The organism is Nocardia barduliensis (genome assembly GCF_013315795.1).
GTDB lineage: Bacteria > Actinomycetota > Actinomycetes > Mycobacteriales > Mycobacteriaceae > Nocardia > Nocardia barduliensis.
In genome coordinates, this window is sequence record NZ_JABLTE010000020.1 from 42,185 (window position 1) to 59,418 (window position 17,234).

Below are 17,234 nucleotides of genomic sequence, written 5' to 3' on the forward strand. Positions count from 1 at the left end.
ATCTCTAATTGGTGGCCTACCAAGTAGAGGTGGGCCGCCAATTTCATTCGCTCGTGCCGCAGGACCCTCGTACCGTCGGACGGATGCCAACCTGGACGATCGGACGGCCATGCCCCGGCCATGGCGCGCACCTCCGCGAACTTCGCCTCGAAGCACTCCGCACCGACCCCGCAGCCTTCAGCCAGCCCTTCGCCCAGGCTGCCGCGCTTTCCGACTCCGACTGGGAACGCCGCATACACCGCAGCCAGCTCCTCGTCGTCGGCGAGAATTCCGATCACTCATGGGACGGGATGATGGGCACCTTCATCGACCGCCACCGCGACATCACCACAGCCCCCCGCCCCTCCGCTGTCCGTTGCCGGTGATGTGGAGCCAGCTCCATAGCCGTAAGCTGTGTGGCTCAGATTCCTTGTCAACAAGCAACACGATCGCTCTCGCCCGACAGTCATCGACGTGCCAGCAGCCTCCAGCGCGACGTAGCATTGTCGGCCCCTCCAAGGAAGCGGGAAACTCACACTGAGCCGGTCCTCGCGCCGCCGAGGCTGGAACTCGATCCCGTTGGCCCGGTAGATGTCGGCCGCGCCCGCGACCGTGCCGGGGGCGTGGTCAGCTGCGCGAATGGGATTCCGGGTTGCCGCCTACGCCGCAGTGGGAGCGGCACTATGCCCAGAGCTGGGCAGACCCGGCCCGCGCCCGCGAAGGCAGGGAGAGCCTGAACCAGCTCACGGCGCGGGCGACCCGCGCGGTGGCCGCGCTGGGACGCCGGCATCGCGGCGGCGTGGTCGTGGTGGCGAGCCACGGCACGTTCATCGCCCGCGCCCCGATCGGCCTCGGCCTGACCCGGGTGGGCTGGCCGTTCAGCCGCGCCATGCCGATGCCCCGGGTCTATCGACTCGAATTCCGCGCCGACGGGCTACACACTGCGGGGCCCGGCCTGGACCCCGACCACTGCGAACATGCGGTCTACTGCGGCCTGCCTGCGCTGTTTCAGGGCGACACCGGCGAGAGACACCGCGGCACGAGCAGCCAGGAACGCAGCGACGACGGGAGTCAGGACGATCCAGGGGCTGCCCTGGTTGCGGTGGCGGAAGAACCGCAGCGCGCTCTTGTGATGGTTGATGATCTTGCGATACGGCGCGCTCTTGGTTGACCCGCCGACCTTGTGCATGATGGTCGCCGCCGGATCGAACACCACCCGCCACCCGGCCCGGTTCAGGCGCAGGCAGAAGTCGGTCTCCTCGAAGTACATGAAGTAGCCCGCGTCGAACCCGCCGACGGCCTCGAACGCCTCGCGGCGGATCATCATGCACGAGCCCGAGACCCAGTCGACATCCTGCACGCGGCTGCGGTCCAGATCGTCCATGAGGTATAGGCGCGTGGCGGGGTTCGACAGCCAGACCTTACCCAGCAGAGCATGCGCCACGCCGACGCCCAGCGACGGGAACCTCCGCCCCGTCGGGTAGGCGGCACCGTCTGGCTGCACGATGTTCGGGCCGACCGTACCGATACGAGGGTCGGCTTTGAGGCGGTCCACCAACTGCTCGATGGACTTCTCCTCGGGCACGGTGTCCGGGTTCAGCTGGAACAGCCAGCGGCCCGACGCACGGGCCGCACCCTGGTTGATCGCCGCCGACAGCCCCGGGTTGTCCGAGTTCGCGATGACCGTCGCCCCGAAGCTTCGGGCGATCTCGACGCTGTTGTCGCCGGAGGAGTTGTCGACCACGATGGTCTCGAAGTCGTAGCCACCCGCTGCCGCTTTGAGCGAGGACAAGCATTCGGGCAGGTCATCGGCACTCTGATAGGTGACGAGCACTATCGAGACAAGGTCGTCGGTCGATGTCTTCGGGCCGGACTCCGGCATCCTCTTCCTCATTCCGCATCTGATCGCACTCCGCCACCGACATCCGCGGCGGAAACTCCTCGTCGGGCTGGTCGGCAGCAGACTATATCCGAATGTGAGCCCGATCGCAGGAGGGTCACCGCCTGCGAACCCGCCACGCGCAGAGCCGACATCTATTGCTGTGTAACACTTTTCGCGAAAGAAGTGAACTTCGATGGCGCCCGTAGATATCGACCGACTGGCAGGTTCTACGGTGGGCATGCCTCGTCGTAGAGCTGCGATCATCGACATGTTCGGCACGCTCCTGGCGTTCTAGCGCCGCGGGCGTTCCTGGCGAGAAGTTTCGCCGGTCACGGCATCGCACTCGATGATCGGGTCGCTGCCCGGTTTGTTGAGCCAGGCCGCCGACGGCAGCGAGCCTATCGCCGCCTCGCGCTTCCGAGAGACCTACACGGCCTGGAAGAAGGCCCGCATCGCCGCCATGATCCGAGCCCACCACGTCACCGCCGATATCGGTTCCCCCGTCGAGGAGATCCACGCGGAGGGGTCGACCTGGACGATGAAACCGTATCCGGAGGTCGCCGAAGTACTCGCCGCGCTACGCGACGACCGCGTTGCCATCGTCGTCTGCACGAATTGGACATGGAACGTCGAATCGGCCCTCGACCAGGCCGGACTGACCGACCTCATCGACGGGGTCGTGGTGTCGGCCCGCGGCGGCGCCCGTAAACCCCACCTGCGGATGTTCCGCGCCGCCGTCGACCTTGCCGGAACCGAACCCGACAGGTCGTGGTAGGCGACAGCTGGACGGCTGACATCCTCGGAGCCCTGGCCGCAGGAATGTCGGTTGTCCACGTCGATCGAGACAACACGGCTGCGGGCATGCCTCTGCCCCCCGGACCCGACGAGTGCCGGACCCGCGCGACCTACTGACTACCATCCAGCTTCCTTGGACGTGCTAGAACTAGCCCTCATGCCGGTCGGGCCTGGCCCACGGGTACGACCCTGCGGTAGGCCCGTCCGGAGGTGAAATTCGGGCTCAACCCCCGTGGTGGCCGCCCTCGGCGCCGCGCCCGCCTACCGCACCGCCATGATCCGGGCCGCTACGCGACAAACCAGTCGCTGAATTCGTACACCTACTCGCCGCCACCCAGATCACCTACCGGCTCACGGCCAATCACCGACCAGCCTGGCGGGTGGATTTCCGCAGTGCCAGGGTCGAGTCCCGCTTCATTGTCGCCCCAGGCTGTCGGCGTTCACGGACATCCCCAGGTTGAGCCTTCACACGACACCCAGGCACTGCCGGATCGGCTCGAGGAGATCGAGCAGTACCGCACCGGTGATGTTGTTCCTTGTGAGGGACGGCACCCTCGTCAACGCTGCCATGCCGACAGTCGGGGTCTATCCGGGGTCGGGCACGTGTAGCAGACTACGGGTCCTGCAGGACCCCAGCGGGCAGCTGAGCGATCGGTGTCGATATCGGCTTTTGCTGGCCTCCGGCTCGGCGCTACCGCCATTCACCGCCGACCCGCGGCGTCGACAGCGTCGGCCATCCTGATTGACAAGCCTGCCGCCGACCTGCGGCCCGCGGTGGTCAGTGACCTGTTCGTCGTTTGCCTGACCACCGCACGCCTGGGAACGGCTGGCTCAAACTAGCCGGGCCGCCTACCTTGCCGTTCGCGCCGACACCGACCGCAGGACGGCCAGCTCCTATTCGTCGGTGATCACCAGTCCTGGCGACTCATCCATGGAGGCGACGGCAGGGTGTATGACCCGACGTTGTTCTCTTCCCGTTCTCGCTGGATCCGTTTGCGTTCACGGCGGAGTTCGGCAGCGAGGTCGTAGATGATGTCGAGATCATCGTCCGTCCCGCCCATGACCTCGACCGCGGAGTCACCCATCTCGACGAAGTAGTCCCAGTGCACGATTTCCTCGGCGGCGTGGCGAGGACACCCCGGGGCGGTAACGATGGTGTCGTCATCGAAGATCCTTACGCGCACCCGCACGTCACCGGCGGCGCACGGCGAGTATCCCCAGCCCCGCCGGGACCGGTTTTCGCCCGCTCCGAGCATGCACCCTCGACTGTGCGTGGCCTCTGCCGTCATCGACAGCACCTCGGCCGCTTCCACCGCCGACTCGACCCGATCACGCAGTGCCCGTCGGTGATCCGACGCAGACCACTCAATTTCAGATCCACCGCGTAGTAGGCAGCGGCCACGGTCGCCGATTCGACCCAGGCGATCTCGGCGTCCTCTCGCACACGCTCTAGGTCCTTGATCACCTTCTGCACCGTGTCGCGGAAGTTCTCGCGGTGTTCGGCCGCGCATGGCACTACCCTGTGCGGCTGCCCGTCCGGCCCGGTCACGGTCACCGGCCGTAACCTGGCTGACAGTAGTGCACGCACCTGCGGTAACAGCACATCCACTGCGGCAACAACATCTTTCTCGACTGGGTCGGCCAACCCGTCGCGGCTGAGTTGCTCGGCATCCTCACGTCGGAAATAGCGTCTGACACCGTCGATCTCGACCTTCACCGGTCTCAGGAACGAATCGTGCTCTGCCTGTTCGTCGGCGCGCGCTTGCTTGGCGCGTTCATCGCCGCGACGCAAGGCTTCGGTGTACTTCACGCCTTCCTCGACGGCGATGCGGTGAGCCCGGCGCCGACGGCGCGCGCTGCTGTTCTTGGGCATGCCCTCGTCCAGTTCCGGCAGCGGTGCCCACGCCACCCTGCCTGCGACGAAAGATCATGCGAACAGGGAAACGAGCTACCGCGGGCCCCGGGGAGGACCTTGGCCGTCACTGTCACCGAACCAGCGTGGGCGGGGTGACTCCGGCGAAAAAGGTGGAGCGCGTGCGCGTCCTGACACTCCGCCGTCAGCTTACCGTCCCTGGTCCGCAGAACGGCCCACCTTCACCGGGTTCGTGTAGCCATGTTCCGTCGCAGCTGGTCAGGTGTGATGCGCCAGCGGCTGCTGAAGGCGAGCGACCTGCGATCAGATCAGAATGCAGCAGCACCAGGCTGGCCGGGAGGAGGTTATATGCGGTCAGATTCAGCGGTTCCAGCCTTGTCGTTCATGCGTTCGAAGTAGGCGTCGTCAGCGGCCTGGATCTCTTCTTCGGTCCTCGGCGTCGGGGGCTTCGTCCTGGGTTCGGCTTGTCTGAAGGTTTCGCGAATCGTTTTGATTCCGGCTTCGACACGTTCGTCGTGGATGAGTGGACCCATCACCTTCCCAGCCTTCGCGGCGGCGTCCTTTTCGGCAGCGGCGGTCGCCTGCAGGATGAGGCTCGCCAGCCGATCTCCCCACCGGTGTGCGTCCCGGGTGAGTTTCAGGTCGCGCAGGTGTCCGGCCGAATCGACGATCGCTGTGATGGCGCCGTTGCCTGCTATACCGATGCCGCGTATGCGGGACAGGGCCGACTTGACCTGGTTGGCTTTGGTTTTCATTTCCTCGAGTGTGGCGTCGAGGTCTGGGGGTTCGCTCACAGCAGGTCCGCGAATTCGGCCTGCATGGCGGGGTCGTTGCGGACTTCCCGCAGCACGTCCAGGGGGCTTTGGGTTCCGAAGTACCCTTTGATCGTCGACTTCGTCGGGTCGGCGCCCCGCGCGCGCAGGAGGCGCACCGTGCCGATTCGATCTCCGCTGGAGGACATGATCGCCCAGTAGATCGGCGGCATCCCTTTCTCGGTCAAGGCGTTGATGTCGGCGCCCGCGTCGAGTAGCTGTTGGACGATCTCGGTGAACCCGTACTGGGATGCGAAGTGCAACGGCGTCCATCCCTCGTTGTCGCGAGCGTTGACGTCCTCGGTGTCGAGCAGACGCGCGACGGCATCGACCTGGCCCTCCATCGCGGCGTAATGCAGAGGGGTTCGGCCCCATTCGTCCGGTTCGGTCATCTACTTCTGCTCCCGTCTGTGGCTTCTGTTTCCGGTCATGTCTTCGATGTGGAACCGCTCGGGATGGCTGTTGACGTAGTCGTCGAACTCTTTCTGGGTCAAGCCGCGGCTTTGGGCATCGGCCAGCAGCCGCCGGTGCTCAAAGCCGCTATTGTGGCCGAATTCCCACTTCGGGTTCACTGGATACAACGATCTGTTGGCCGCGTCGACGTAGTATTTGCCGTCCTCGGTCTTGGGTAGCTGCTGCACCCAGGGTTTGTCGTCATAGGACTTGTTGATCGGTACCTTGACGTTCGGTTCGGATTCGACGACGTAGAAGTCTTCTTTCTCGCCGGGCCGTCCCCAGGTTCGTGTTCTGGCGATGATCGTGTCTCTGGTCTGCTGGGTCAGGTGCGGGCGGCGGAGGTTGGCGAATGTCGTGAACGGTCCGGGCGCGACGACACCGTCGGCGCCGGCCAGGGCTGGGCGCGCCCGGATCAGCGGGATCAATGCCTCGCTGCCACGGGCAACGGCCTGCGACACCGCGACCGGGACGCGGGACGCCTCCGCGAGACCGATCAGCGCGCGAATGACCGCAGCTATGCGGGCGCCGTAGATGCCGATCGCGATCGCCATTCCGCCCTGCGCGGCGGCCGCCGACCCGCCACCGGTGAACGGTGCGGCGATCCACCCGAACGCTTGGTCCACAGCGACGATCGCGATGAGTTCGATGAGCGCACGCTTGATCGTGTTCTTGGTCTGTTCCACCGAACTCGCGTACGAGTCACAGGATTTCGCGAGTTCATCACACACGGTGGCCAAGGCGTCGAACTGGCCCTTGACGATGTCGGCCTGCTCGAGCGCTTGGGGTGTTTCCGGGCTTTGCTGTGCCTCGATCAACTGCCGTGCGTTCGGCAATGGACCGGCCGCGATACGCAGGGCGTTGGCCATGGTCCGCCACGCCGCGGCGATCTTTCGCAGCACGTCGGGGTGCCCATTCGGCCACAGTTCACCCTGGACCGCGCCTTTGACCCAGTCCCACCCGGTCGGCTCCGGGTCATGGCCACCGTAGACGGCTGGGGGTTCGGGCGGCTGGTAGACCTTCAGCGTCCCTGGCGGGAAAACGAGGTCGTTCGGGTTCGGTTCCGGCGTGGATTGCGAGTTCGCGTTGGCGTGGTTGGCGGCGGTGAACTGCAGCAGGTCGTGCATCTGTCCCACCGCGAGGGCGAGTTCGCCCAGCGCGTCGACGGTGTCCCACGCGGCCGGGTCGTAGTCGTTGCTCCATGCCCGGCCGGCGTTGTCCGAACCCGCGCTGCCGCCGGACTGGCCCAGTATCTTCGTCAGCGTGTCGACGCCGTAGATCAACGCGTTGTGCACGCCTTCGTAGACCTCGGCGGCCTTGGTGAAGCCTTGCGGATCCACCTGCACAACCGGCGGCGACATTACGGCCACATCCGGGTGTTGGCCTCGATCGCAGCGGTGTAGTTCTGGTGCGCCTTCTTCGCGACCTCCCGTAGTTCATCGAGGTTCTCGCGCATCTCGTTCACACCGGTGACCCACTTGTCGTGCGCGGTCCTTTGCGCGGTCGCCGCGTCGCTGGTCCACGTCAGGTGCAAGTCGGCGATGTGGCGGTCGACCTCGCCCAGCCAGTCTTCGACCGTGCGGCCGAACTTCTGCATCGTGTCGACCGCGGCATCGAGCTGCTCTAGATCGACGCGGTAGCGACCGCTGTCTGTCACGGGAGGTCCAATCCGGTCAACCCTGTGATCGCCTGCTGGGTGGTCGTGTCGCGGTTCTCGTAGCGGTTGGCGGCTTCAGCGAGGCTTGTGGCGGATTCCTCCAGCGCAGCGATCACCGTCTCGGCGCCGTGTTTCCACTCCACCCATGACTCGTCATACGCGCTGGCCGCCTTGCCTTGCCAGCCGTCAGCGAGGAGTTCCTTGCCGATAGTGTCATCGAGCCGCTTCAGCTCATCCCTGATGGCCTGGGCTTTCCCCGACACGAATCGCGCTGCCTCCCGCAACCGGTCGACCTCAACCTGGAGCTCACCGGACACACCGCCACCCCCTAAAAGCAGAAAACGTCCTTCCACCAACCGAACTCGCCATCCAGGCTATCGGACATGATCGTGCACGACCTCGGCTCACCGGATACCAACCGGCGGTCACAAGTCGGCACAACCTGTACGCGCGAAACCCGCGAAGCAAGCCGCCAAGAAGGTTATTGGGGACTGCACGCCACCTCGGCCACCGACCGACCCTGCTCCAGGACAAGACACACCGCCTTGCCTTGGACGCAGACATTTGGGGACTGATGTGTCGCTCGGCGGAGCATGCGTGCCACTCCAAGTCGGCACGAGCGGATCGCGGCTGAAAATCCGTCGACGACGGTAGTTTCGCTGGCTACGGTGCGGGCCATGTCAAATGCTCCCCGGACCTCGCCCATTCTCGATGCGGTGCGGCTGCGGCCGTTGCGCGTGTCGGATGAACAGGTGGTCCGCGCGGCGCATGAGGCCATGGCCGACGACGACGGATTCCCCTTCGCGTTGGGGCTCACACCGGCCATGACATGGCCGCAGTATCTGTCGATGCTGGAGGACTACCGCCAGGGGATCAATCTGCCCGACGGTATCGTCGCGGCCACCTACCTGGTCGCCACCGTCGACGACCGGATCGTCGGCCGCGCGTCCATCCGGCACACCCTCAACGACGCACTACGCCGACGAGGCGGTCACATCGGCTACGCAGTCCTGGCACACTATCGACGCCGCGGCTACGGCACCGCCATCCTCCGCCACAGCCTCACCATCGCCCGCGCGATCGGCATCGATCGGATACTCATCACCTGCCATGACACCAACCTCGCCTCTCGGCGCATCATCGAATCCTGCGGCGGCGTCCTCGAATCGGTTGAACCATGTACGGATGGCATTCTGAATCGCCGGTACTGGATAGATTGAGCTGCCCGTCCGGCGCGGTTTCCTGCTTCGCCACGACTTGTCGATTCGGAGGGAGGGATTGCGCTCGATGCCTGAGAAGGCCATCACTGAGAAGGTCGTCGTGTACGTCGTCTGTGACGGCAAGCTGTTGGTGTTCCGGCACCCCGAGTTCTCCTGGGAGGAAGTCGGTATCCAGGTTCCCGCTGGGAGTATCCGGGCCGGGGAGACCCCGGAGAGTGCAGCCCTACGAGAGGCGCGGGAGGAGACCGGGCTCTCGGAGTTCGAGATCGTGCGCAAGCTCGGGGAAGCCGACTACGACATCAGCCCGTACCGGTTCGAGATCCAGCATCGGCACTTCTTCTCGCTGAAACTGTGCGAGGACGCCCCGGACCGATGGGCAAGCCAGGAAGACCACGACGGCGAATCAGAGCCGACGCGGTTCGAATGCTTCTGGATCCCACTCGAAGCCGCCCATGTCCTGCAATCGGGCCAGGGCGCGCTCCTCGCCCGGTTGTACGACTGAGAGAGCACCCCCAACCCGTCGCCAACCGCACACCGAACCTAGTTCGCTCACGGGTTCGATCAGGATAATGCGTTGCCGTCGACAGCCAGTCCCCGCAGGATCAGCGCATGATCGTGCGCCAACTCCAACCGGACGAATGGACCCTCGCCCGCACCGTGCGGCTCGACGCGCTCAGGGAGACACCACCCGGAACATTCGGGTCCACCTTCGATCTGGCGTCCCGATGGAGCGAACGGCAGTGGCGTCAATGGATGCACGGCAGGGTGTTGTTCATTGCCGAGACCACAGACGGGACAGCAGTCGGGTCGGTCGGCGGCATGATCGAAGACGATCTACCGGCCGTCGTGTCCATGTGGGTGGCGCCTGCCCATCGAGGGACCGGGCTGTCGGACCGGCTGCTGGCCGCCGTGATCGACTGGGCCATCACCGGTCGGCACCACCAGATACGGCTGTGGGCGCTCGAACACAACCACACAGCCCACGCTTTCTACCGTAGAAACGGATTCACCAACACAGGCAAACGGAAACGCTGCATCGACTGGCCGGACCGGTTCGAGATCGAGATGTCACGCGTGTTGACGATCAGCTCTCCGCTACTACCGGACGAGCTCGTGGCGGCAGCACCGGCCGACGACACCGTGCGACAGGTCATTGATGCCGAGATGCGCCTGCTGGACCCGGCGGTTCGGGCGTCTCCGCAGGCGTTGGCCGTGTTCCTCGCCCCGAGCTTCATAGAGTTCGGTGCGTCAGGCCGCAGATGGGACCGCGACTCGATCATCGCCGCCCTCGCCGCCGAACCACCCACCACGACGGCTGCCACCCAGATCCGCGGACAACTGCTCAGCCCCGACCTCGCGCATGTCACCTACATCGCAGAACGCGACGGCCAGAAATCGCTACGCAGTTCGCTGTGGCGGCGAACCGACGACGGCTGGCGAATGTACTTCCACCAGGGCACACCCGTTGCGGACAAATCGCTTTCGGGCACAACAGATCGCGTGGATGGTTGACGGTGACGGAGTGCATACCTCGGGTTGATTTCTCGTCGCCCCGTCAATTCGGCGGACCGCGCCATCCCGTATCTACGGCGGGTGCTTTGCCCCGGCCATCACGTTGACTGAGTAAGGGCCTCCCGCGGTTGGGCTATGCTCCGTGTGCTGGGATGCTTTCTCACCGGCGCCCTTTGCCCACTACCGGACCGCACAGAGCACCGGCCCGGTCGGCATTGGCGTTTACCGTTCGAAGCCCACATAGATGTCCCCGCCAGTGCGCCACTGGCCCTTCCTCAGGAACTGCGGATAGATATGCTCCTCGGTCTGCATCTGCTGCGGGCTGAAGAACCGCATATGCTCCACCGGCCCGTCAAGGTCGGCCCAATCCTGATCGAGCTCACCGGACGCCAGACACGTTAGAAAGTAGCACTCGACCTTGTGGCGGTGGTGCTTTTCTTCCCAGTATTCGAAGACGTGTACCAGCTCACCGGCGGTCACGTGGAGTCCGGTTTCCTCGTGGACCTCGCGGCGGATGCAGTCATGCAACGACTCACCGGGTTGCAGGCGACCTCCGGGTGTGTACCAGATTCGGCCGTCATCGGACACCAGCAGCAGATCCTCGCCTTTGGCGACCAGAGCGCGTGCGGTGACTTGAATCTGGAACGGTTCAGTGGTGTTGCTGTCCATGCTGTCCTTCCGTGAGCTGATCGTCGGCGTGGCCGCGAAAGCAACTCTCTGGTTCCCATTCAGGTCAGGAGAAGTTCGTACACAGCACGGCTCCGGCCTGGTCCTTTGAAGTCGGTGATGACGGATATGCCGTTAACCTCGTGGTCGCCGGGCACGTTGACGAAGCCGAGAGCTGTCCAACAGGCGTGCGCTGCGTGGTTGTCGGTTTCTGATGTCAGATACAAGCGCTCGCAGTCCCACTTCTCGGCCTGTGATCGCACGCTGTGCAGAAGCGCTCGAGCGATGCCACTTCGCCGGTGCTGCGGGTGGGTGATGACATCCTGGACGTAGATGTCTGTGGGGTCGTCTTGGCTTCGGAACGCGACCACCGCTCCCATGATGGTGTTGTCTTCCCTGATCGCGATCGGGCAGGTCGAGGAGAACAGCTTCGCGTACAGCCAGTAGTCGGACAGGGTGCGCGCACGGATAAAGGGCTGCCCGAGTTCGATGAGCTGATGGACTTCGCTCACGTGTTCGGGCTGGAGGGGCGTGACGATCACAGGTGCTCCTTGAAAGGAGTTGGGTCCGCTGACCGGCAGATGCCGCTTCGGACCACGCAGCTACGTTTCGGCGCAACTGGGTTTCGGTTGTGGTGTAGCCGTCGCTGGGTGTGGTTTGGGCGTGTCGGTGAGATGTCGTGTGTCGTTGTGAGTGAGCAGTGCCCATCGGAGTCCGGCCGTGGGGTTGATCCAGGAGGTTGGTTGCTGTCGCCAGACGGTGAGGCTCGCGTGATACATGGCGATTGTGGCGGTCGCCCTGCTGGTGGTCGGTAGGTCGAAGAAGTGGTGGAAGGCGGCATCAACGGTATCCCCGTGTCCGACGATGAGGATCCGCTTACCGGTGTGACGGGCGAGGATTTGGGTGAGCGCGTTGCGGGATCGGTGGAGGTATTCAGTCCAGGTTTCTCCGTCGGGGGCGAGTGGTTGGTTGGGGTGGTGTGCGGGGATCTTGCCGAACTCTGTGACGACATCGCGCCAGGGCCTGCCGTCGGCGGTGCCGTGGTGTTGTTCGGCGAGCTCGGTCACGATCTCCAGTTCGATGTCGAGGGCGGTTGCGATGATGGCCGCGGTTTCGCGGGTGCGTCGCAGCGGGGTGGTGTAGATGGCGTGTATCGGGTGGTGTGATTGGTGTTGCCTGAGATGCTCGGCGAGGAGCTGGGCTTGGTGGCGTCCGCGCTGGGTGAGGCCGCGGCATCCGGTGGGGCCGCCGATGATCGAGGCGGTGTTGCAGTGGGCTTCGCCGTGGCGGGCGATGAGCAGTTCGGTGGTGGGGTGTGGGCTGGTCATTGTCGGGTCGCTCTTCTTGCGATGACCTTCTCGTAGAGCTGCAAGCATGTTCGGGCGTGGTGTGCTGCGGTGAACTGGTGTGCACGTTGGCGTGCTCGGCGTGCCAGTGAGTGTCGGTACCGTCTGTCGGCGCTGAGCCGGTCGATCGCGGCGGCGAGGGTGGCGGGGTTGTGGGGTTCGATGAGGATGCCGGTGTCGTCGACGAGTTCGGCCATGTTGGCGATGTCGGTGGCCAGAACAGGGACGGCGTGGGCGAGGTAGTCGGCGATGGCGCCGCTGCCTTGGAACGTGGATTGGTTCTGATAGGGGAACAGTGCGAAGTCGGAATGTCCGACGAGCGCCATCCGGTGTTGGGCGTTGCAGTAGGTCGGCACAACCGTGACGTGTGCGGCGCCGTGTTGGACGCTTGTGCGTGTCTCGCGGGTCAGGTCGATGCCGGCTTGGTTGGGATCGTCCCAAAATGGTCCTGCGAGAATGATTTTGCACATCTTGCGTGTCTGCGCGCAGGCGGCGAGGAGACCGCGGGGGTCCTTCCAGGGTGCGGCATAGCCGTAAAGGCTCGCAGTCACGCCGTCGTCTGCAGTGTGGAGTGCTGTTTCGAGTGCCGGGCTGGGGCGGGCGGTGGTGCCTGGTGGGATGGTGGTCGGTAGCCAGCTGGTCGTGGAGGGGGCGCTGAGGTTGTGGCGCCGGGTGAAGCGGGATCGTGCGTAGTTGCCGAAGAATACGAACCCGTTCATGCTTGCAGGGGCCTGCTCGACGACCGCATGCAACGCCATGTCGGGTGCGTGGGTGGAGAACAGCGTCGGTGCGAGGCAGTGGACGTGATGGACGGCGGGTGGTCTTTTGCGGCGTCGTGCCCATAGGTGCGGTAGGAGCTGTTCGATTTCGAGGTTGCCGTAGTGGAGGCTGATGACGTCATAGGTGTCGAGATCGACCGTGGTGAGGAGTTGTTCGGCGGCGGCGAGGATGCGCTCGACCGTCCAGAACGCACCACGGTGGGGGTCGTAGGGGACGCCGGTGCCGCCGATGCGGTCGACATGGGCTCCCAGTGCGCGCAGCGCGGTGCTGAGGACCGCGAGGTAGGGCGGGATGCTGCCGTGTCCGCCGGTGGGGCCGATCAGGAGTATGCGCATGGCCGTGCACCGATCAGTTGCTGGTAGTGAGCGAGGGTGGCGGTGGTGTTGATTTCCCAGTCGAAGGTCGTGGGCAGCGTCGATACGGGCGGGGGGCAGGCGGCGAGGATGTCGATGAGGTCGCTGGGGTCGCGGTAGGTGTATCCGCCTCCGGCGGCGAGGAGTTCCGGGGCGGTGCCGAGCGTGTCGGGTAGGAGCACGGGGGTGCCGCAGGCGAGTGCTTCGGCGATGGCGAGTCCGAATCCTTCCCAGCGGGAGGTCGACAGCAGCCAGTCGGCGCTGCGGTAGACGACGGGCATGTCGGCGTCGTCGAGGTCGTGGACAACGACGAGGTGGCGGGCGTGCTCGCTGACTGGGCAGAAGGCACGGGAGTGTCCGAGCACCACAGTGATCACCGCGATGTCGTGGAGGCGTGCGGCGATCTGTTCGAGCCGGTCCCACCCTTTCATCGGGGTGATCTTGCCGACCCATACCAGACGCTGGCGGTGACGTGGATCGGCGGTGAACGGCGGTAGCGGCGAGGTGGAGGCCAGCAAAGCGGGGATGGGCTCCGGGTCGCTCGGCTGCCCGTCGCGGTCCAGATGGATGCGTAGTCCGCTGTTGGGCCAGGTGGCTGGCCCGGGGGTGAAGCGGTCGCGGTCGATTCCGTTGTGGATCACGACGGGTGTCTCGATGTGGTAGGCATCGGCGAGGTCGCGGGAGGCGTAGTGGCTGACGGCGATCACGCGGTCGGCGAGGTGCACGAGCTCATGCTCAGCGGCGGCGAGGTCGTCGGCGCCGAGGGTGCGGGCGCTGAATTCCCCACGAACGAGGACCGGCGCCCGATACTCGGGTAGCTGGTGCAAGTAGGTCAGCGTTTCGGCTTCCCAGGTGGAGCAGTCGATCACGTCGGGGCGGATGCGGTCGAGGACGGCGGCGACGGATGCCCGGTGCGCGGTCATGTTTTCGGTGCGTGGAAGGGTGACTACCCGGGCACCGTCCACCGTCACCGGGTGCGGGGATTGCTGGGTGATCAGGGTGACGGTATGGCCACGGGCGGTCATGTGGGTAGCAAGCGACCGGTAGATGGCGCAGATGCCACCGCGGGTACGTTGGTGCAGATCGCGGTGGACCATGGCGATGTGCATCAGACACCCCGCATAGCGATGGCGTGCATACGCTCTCGCGTCTGCTGCCACGCCGAGTCGATGACCCGAAGCCGCGTTTCGCGTACCGGCCCTTCCGGCAGCTCCCGGTGGATGCGCATTTCCCGGGTGAGCACGGTCGCAAGATTGACGACGAACGGTACCTCGATCCCCGCGGCGGTGACCGCGGTGTCGATGCGAGCCCGAAGTTCTGCAGTGGCGGCGCCGAGCTGAGCGTGCAGCATTGCCAGGTCGAATCCGGGCAGGAACAGTCCGGTGAATTCCCAATCCAACAGGACAGCGGGGGCCTCCTCGCGGAGGAGGATGTTGCTGGCCAACGGGTCTCCGTGATTGAGCTGATCAACAGCACCGGCACGGTCGACCAGGCGCAGCAAGGCGTCGCGGTCGGTGTCGGTGAGATAGCCGCGGGCATGATAGCGGCCGATCCGATCTCGGTAGTCGAAGATCACATCGAACGCCCCGGCGGGTGGCTGCCATCGGTTCAGAGCCTCGACTGTGCCCAGCACCGCGTCGATCTCCGTGTCGGCGAGTGACCGCTGCGGGTAGCGGTCGTCGTCGAGGCGCTGCCCGTTCATCCATTCCAGTGCCATGAGCCGGGTGTGATCGGTGTAGACCAGCTGCGGCACTGGCACGGGCGGCGCGGAGTGCGCGAAAACCTCGTACACCTCGAGTTCGTGCCGCCATTTCCCGGCCCAGAACGGGTCGGTGCCGAGCAGGCATTTCACGGCCACGCGCCGACCGGCGAAGCTGCCCGCGGCGAGCAGTGTCTTGCCAGTCTGCTGAAGCACCGTGTCGATGCGGATTCCGGCATTCTGGGTGGCGGTGACGAGGTCATGCGGCAGTGTCGGCACGGCTTCCGTCCTCGATTGTGGTGATGATGCGGGCGGGCAGGTCGTTTTCGGGCTCGTCGCCGTGCCAGGCCGCGGCCAGGTCGGCGACACAGCACTGGAAGTAATCCTCCGCCAGTCGACGCCCTTCGGTGAGGACGGTCAAAGCATTCCAGTACAAGACAGCGATATAGAGGCGGAACCGCGCCGATTCGGTTGTGGTGGCCGGCCAGCGGGACCAGATGCGCTGAACAAGCCGACCGAACCCGGCCAGGCCCGCCGTGGCGGAAACTGTGGTAGCGCACATGCTGCCGCTGTCGGGAATGCGGTGGTAGATCACCGTGGGTTGCGGCACGTGATGGAACCGGTAGCCGTGCTCACGGACCAGCCGCAACCACATGTCCCAGTCCTCCAGCGCCGGAAGGGTCGTGTCGTAGCGTGCGGCTGGTGGCGGCATCCGGAACACCGCGGTGTGCACGGGGATGAAGTTCGCCACTGCCAGAAGGTCCGCGTCGAACGGCAACGACCGGTAGGCGGGCAGCTCCAGTGGCATGCTCGGGTCGATCCACGTGGTGCTGGTGTGGCAGATCCCGTAGGCGGCGTCGGTGTGCTCGTGATCGATCGCGGTGAGCATCGTGGCGAGATGATCGGGGAGATACACGTCGTCATCGTCGAGTAGTGCCAGGAACTCGCCTCGGGCAGTGTCGATTCCGACGTTTCGAGCGGACGGCAGGCCCCGGTTGGCCGGAAGGTCGATCAACCGTACGGCCAGGCCGCGGTCGCGGGCGCTGTCGATCACGGCGCGCACGTCGGTTCCGCCGTCGTTGACGACGATGGCCTCCATCGGCCCGGGGACGGCGTTTTGTGCGGCGACGCTGGCCAGGGCCGCAGCGAGCTGTTCCGGGCGGTTGAAGGTGGGAATGACCACGCTCACCAAAGGCGTCGGTGTCATGGCTTGCTCGCTTTCGTTCGGCAGTACTGGATCAGGTCGGCGGGGTCCCCGCTGTGGTGCCAGCCGATGACGGTGGCACGATCGGCCAATGCGGTGACCAGGTTCCGGGCGTCGTGCTCGTAGTCGAAGAGGCCGCGTTCGCGCCGCGGCAAGTAGTGCTGGTTGAGATTCGGATCGAACGGCCAGTCCCTGCGCACATGCGGCATCAGTGCGGCGATCGGTTCCTCGACAGCAACAGGCCCAGCCGCGCCGCTGCGGTAGCCGGCCAGCACTACGATGACCGCCGGGCCGCAACCGCGATCGTGGAGGTCCACGACGATCGGGTTCTGTTGGCCCAGGCGCGGGAATGTGTAGTAGATCCGGTGGTCGAGTCGGTAGAGCTGCTCGCGCGCCACGCTCCGGTAGGCGTCAACGCGGACGTCGCCGCTGTCCCATGGGGCGGGCAGTTGCGGTTCGAGATCCAGGTACGTGCCGATCTTCACCGGGATCGGACTCGGTAGCGAGGTCAACCTCAGCTGCGTTACCGGGGCCGGGCCGTCCTCAGCAGGGTAGACGATCAGGTGGTCATTGGACAGATACCGCATACCCTGGGAAAGCACCGCTTTCATCGCCAAGGTTGTCTTTCCGCTCCCCTTGTCGCCAACAATGATGATCACCGTGTCGTCGTCGGCGACCGCGGAGGCGTGCAGCATCGTGTAGCGGCGCTGCTCGCAATAGTCGACCAGCACTTCCCGGATCGCCTTGCGGGCGCTCACGGCAAGTCTCACCGGATCCGGGCAATTCAGACGGGCCCGTCGTTCGTTGGCGTCGCTGCAGTGCGCGACGCCCCACTCGTTGACCGCCATGCAGGGTGATGGTGCGCCAACCATCGCTTCCACAATCCAGTCTCGCGGTGCCGGACCGAGGTGGCCAATCCGATAGAAGTTCGCAAGGTAGGTCAACACGACGTCGTCGTTGGTGACCAGTCCCGCCGTCACCGGCCCGAGCTGGCAGGCGTATA

The 17,234-nt window shown here is 65.2% G+C and carries 22 protein-coding genes and 1 pseudogene; 7 read left to right on the forward strand and 16 right to left on the reverse strand.

From position 1 onward, the window contains the following. Window positions 1-83 precede the first annotated feature (83 nt). Window positions 84-365 (forward strand): hypothetical protein, encoded by a 282-nt coding sequence (locus tag HOV91_RS11535; RefSeq protein WP_157227678.1) that lies wholly within the window; start codon window positions 84-86, stop codon window positions 363-365. 245 nt (window positions 366-610) lie between these two features. Beyond that, window positions 611-802, forward strand: a pseudogene (locus tag HOV91_RS41055) (histidine phosphatase family protein); the annotation flags it as partial. Between the two features lie 111 nt (window positions 803-913). Here the strand turns inward: HOV91_RS41055 and HOV91_RS11545 are convergent. Further along, window positions 914-1,861, reverse strand: coding sequence for a glycosyltransferase family 2 protein (locus HOV91_RS11545; RefSeq protein ID WP_063711429.1), 948 nt, complete (start codon window positions 1,859-1,861; stop codon window positions 914-916). Window positions 1,862-2,207: 346 nt separating this feature from the next. Between HOV91_RS11545 and HOV91_RS11550 the strand changes: the two genes are divergently transcribed. Further along, complete coding sequence (locus HOV91_RS11550; protein WP_051047322.1) at window positions 2,208-2,636, forward strand: HAD family hydrolase; 429 nt, start codon at window positions 2,208-2,210, stop codon at window positions 2,634-2,636. After that, a complete protein-coding gene (locus HOV91_RS41060; protein WP_083888032.1) occupies window positions 2,630-2,773 on the forward strand; it encodes an HAD hydrolase-like protein in 144 nt (47 codons plus the stop codon). Before HOV91_RS11550 ends, HOV91_RS41060 begins: the two co-directional genes overlap by 7 nt. Before the next feature lie 791 nt (window positions 2,774-3,564). Here HOV91_RS41060 and HOV91_RS11560 read toward each other — a convergent pair. From HOV91_RS11560 to HOV91_RS11590, 7 genes are all read right to left on the reverse strand, one after another. After that, a complete protein-coding gene (locus HOV91_RS11560) occupies window positions 3,565-3,945 on the reverse strand; it encodes a hypothetical protein (protein WP_157227677.1) in 381 nt (126 codons plus the stop codon). Further along, on the reverse strand, window positions 3,942-4,529 hold the full coding sequence (locus HOV91_RS11565; RefSeq protein ID WP_157227675.1) for a hypothetical protein: 588 nt from the start codon (window positions 4,527-4,529) through the stop codon (window positions 3,942-3,944). The genes HOV91_RS11560 and HOV91_RS11565 overlap by 4 nt, the downstream gene beginning before the upstream one ends. Window positions 4,530-4,873: 344 nt before the next feature. Next, window positions 4,874-5,284 (reverse strand): YbaB/EbfC family nucleoid-associated protein, encoded by a 411-nt coding sequence (locus HOV91_RS11570; RefSeq protein ID WP_157227673.1) that lies wholly within the window; start codon window positions 5,282-5,284, stop codon window positions 4,874-4,876. Between the two features lie 35 nt (window positions 5,285-5,319). Then, window positions 5,320-5,733: an ankyrin repeat domain-containing protein gene (locus HOV91_RS11575; protein ID WP_051047321.1), complete on the reverse strand. Its 414-nt coding sequence runs from the start codon at window positions 5,731-5,733 to the stop codon at window positions 5,320-5,322. Beyond that, window positions 5,734-7,155 carry a WXG100-like domain-containing protein gene (locus tag HOV91_RS11580; RefSeq protein ID WP_043737204.1) on the reverse strand — a complete coding sequence of 474 codons (1,422 nt, stop codon included), beginning with the start codon at window positions 7,153-7,155 and terminating at the stop codon, window positions 5,734-5,736. Beyond that, entirely contained in the window at window positions 7,155-7,451 is a 297-nt protein-coding gene (locus HOV91_RS11585) for a WXG100 family type VII secretion target (protein WP_043737202.1), read from the reverse strand. The genes HOV91_RS11580 and HOV91_RS11585 overlap by 1 nt, the downstream gene beginning before the upstream one ends. Further along, window positions 7,448-7,768: a WXG100 family type VII secretion target gene (locus tag HOV91_RS11590; RefSeq protein WP_043737199.1), complete on the reverse strand. Its 321-nt coding sequence runs from the start codon at window positions 7,766-7,768 to the stop codon at window positions 7,448-7,450. Before HOV91_RS11590 ends, HOV91_RS11585 begins: the two co-directional genes overlap by 4 nt. 360 nt (window positions 7,769-8,128) lie before the next feature. Between HOV91_RS11590 and HOV91_RS11595 the strand changes: the two genes are divergently transcribed. From HOV91_RS11595 to HOV91_RS11605, 3 genes are all read left to right on the forward strand, one after another. Then, the gene (locus tag HOV91_RS11595; RefSeq protein ID WP_051047320.1) at window positions 8,129-8,671 is read left to right on the forward strand and encodes a GNAT family N-acetyltransferase; all 543 of its coding nucleotides are present in this window, start codon (window positions 8,129-8,131) and stop codon (window positions 8,669-8,671) included. Between the two features lie 67 nt (window positions 8,672-8,738). Beyond that, window positions 8,739-9,173 (forward strand): NUDIX hydrolase, encoded by a 435-nt coding sequence (locus HOV91_RS11600; RefSeq protein WP_043737195.1) that lies wholly within the window; start codon window positions 8,739-8,741, stop codon window positions 9,171-9,173. A gap of 107 nt (window positions 9,174-9,280) precedes the next feature. Further along, on the forward strand, window positions 9,281-10,183 hold the full coding sequence (locus HOV91_RS11605; protein WP_083888031.1) for a GNAT family N-acetyltransferase: 903 nt from the start codon (window positions 9,281-9,283) through the stop codon (window positions 10,181-10,183). A gap of 222 nt (window positions 10,184-10,405) precedes the next feature. On the opposite strand, the gene HOV91_RS11610 is transcribed toward HOV91_RS11605, so the two are convergent. The 8 genes from HOV91_RS11610 to HOV91_RS11645 are packed head-to-tail and all read right to left on the reverse strand — an operon-like array spanning window position 10,406 to window position 17,211. Continuing rightward, entirely contained in the window at window positions 10,406-10,852 is a 447-nt protein-coding gene (locus HOV91_RS11610) for an NUDIX domain-containing protein (protein WP_043737192.1), read from the reverse strand. Between the two features lie 59 nt (window positions 10,853-10,911). Next, a complete protein-coding gene (locus tag HOV91_RS11615; protein WP_043737190.1) occupies window positions 10,912-11,391 on the reverse strand; it encodes a GNAT family N-acetyltransferase in 480 nt (159 codons plus the stop codon). 60 nt (window positions 11,392-11,451) lie between these two features. Further along, window positions 11,452-12,177, reverse strand: coding sequence for a histidine phosphatase family protein (locus HOV91_RS11620; protein WP_051047319.1), 726 nt, complete (start codon window positions 12,175-12,177; stop codon window positions 11,452-11,454). Continuing rightward, entirely contained in the window at window positions 12,174-13,310 is a 1,137-nt protein-coding gene (locus HOV91_RS11625; protein ID WP_043737187.1) for a glycosyltransferase family 4 protein, read from the reverse strand. The genes HOV91_RS11620 and HOV91_RS11625 overlap by 4 nt, the downstream gene beginning before the upstream one ends. Further along, entirely contained in the window at window positions 13,295-14,437 is a 1,143-nt protein-coding gene (locus HOV91_RS11630; RefSeq protein WP_043737185.1) for a glycosyltransferase family 4 protein, read from the reverse strand. Before HOV91_RS11630 ends, HOV91_RS11625 begins: the two co-directional genes overlap by 16 nt. Beyond that, entirely contained in the window at window positions 14,437-15,306 is an 870-nt protein-coding gene (locus tag HOV91_RS11635) for a phosphotransferase (protein ID WP_051047318.1), read from the reverse strand. Before HOV91_RS11635 ends, HOV91_RS11630 begins: the two co-directional genes overlap by 1 nt. Continuing rightward, on the reverse strand, window positions 15,287-16,234 hold the full coding sequence (locus tag HOV91_RS11640) for a glycosyltransferase family 2 protein (protein ID WP_051047317.1): 948 nt from the start codon (window positions 16,232-16,234) through the stop codon (window positions 15,287-15,289). Before HOV91_RS11640 ends, HOV91_RS11635 begins: the two co-directional genes overlap by 20 nt. Further along, on the reverse strand, window positions 16,231-17,211 hold the full coding sequence (locus tag HOV91_RS11645; RefSeq protein ID WP_043737184.1) for a phosphoenolpyruvate carboxykinase (ATP): 981 nt from the start codon (window positions 17,209-17,211) through the stop codon (window positions 16,231-16,233). Before HOV91_RS11645 ends, HOV91_RS11640 begins: the two co-directional genes overlap by 4 nt. Window positions 17,212-17,234: the final 23 nt, after the last annotated feature.

Coding starts and splice junctions, on each gene's coding strand:
- HOV91_RS11535 (WP_157227678.1), top strand. CDS start 84: ATGCCAACCTGGACGATCGGACGGCCATGCCCCGGCCATGGCGCGCAC.
- HOV91_RS11545 (WP_063711429.1), bottom strand. CDS start 1,861: ATGCCGGAGTCCGGCCCGAAGACATCGACCGACGACCTTGTCTCGATA.
- HOV91_RS11550 (WP_051047322.1), top strand. CDS start 2,208: ATGATCGGGTCGCTGCCCGGTTTGTTGAGCCAGGCCGCCGACGGCAGC.
- HOV91_RS11560 (WP_157227677.1), bottom strand. CDS start 3,945: ATGACGGCAGAGGCCACGCACAGTCGAGGGTGCATGCTCGGAGCGGGC.
- HOV91_RS11565 (WP_157227675.1), bottom strand. CDS start 4,529: ATGCCCAAGAACAGCAGCGCGCGCCGTCGGCGCCGGGCTCACCGCATC.
- HOV91_RS11570 (WP_157227673.1), bottom strand. CDS start 5,284: ATGAAAACCAAAGCCAACCAGGTCAAGTCGGCCCTGTCCCGCATACGC.
- HOV91_RS11575 (WP_051047321.1), bottom strand. CDS start 5,733: ATGACCGAACCGGACGAATGGGGCCGAACCCCTCTGCATTACGCCGCG.
- HOV91_RS11580 (WP_043737204.1), bottom strand. CDS start 7,155: ATGTCGCCGCCGGTTGTGCAGGTGGATCCGCAAGGCTTCACCAAGGCC.
- HOV91_RS11595 (WP_051047320.1), top strand. CDS start 8,129: ATGTCAAATGCTCCCCGGACCTCGCCCATTCTCGATGCGGTGCGGCTG.
- HOV91_RS11600 (WP_043737195.1), top strand. CDS start 8,739: ATGCCTGAGAAGGCCATCACTGAGAAGGTCGTCGTGTACGTCGTCTGT.
- HOV91_RS11605 (WP_083888031.1), top strand. CDS start 9,281: ATGATCGTGCGCCAACTCCAACCGGACGAATGGACCCTCGCCCGCACC.
- HOV91_RS11610 (WP_043737192.1), bottom strand. CDS start 10,852: ATGGACAGCAACACCACTGAACCGTTCCAGATTCAAGTCACCGCACGC.
- HOV91_RS11620 (WP_051047319.1), bottom strand. CDS start 12,177: ATGACCAGCCCACACCCCACCACCGAACTGCTCATCGCCCGCCACGGC.
- HOV91_RS11625 (WP_043737187.1), bottom strand. CDS start 13,310: ATGCGCATACTCCTGATCGGCCCCACCGGCGGACACGGCAGCATCCCG.
- HOV91_RS11630 (WP_043737185.1), bottom strand. CDS start 14,437: ATGCACATCGCCATGGTCCACCGCGATCTGCACCAACGTACCCGCGGT.
- HOV91_RS11640 (WP_051047317.1), bottom strand. CDS start 16,234: ATGACACCGACGCCTTTGGTGAGCGTGGTCATTCCCACCTTCAACCGC.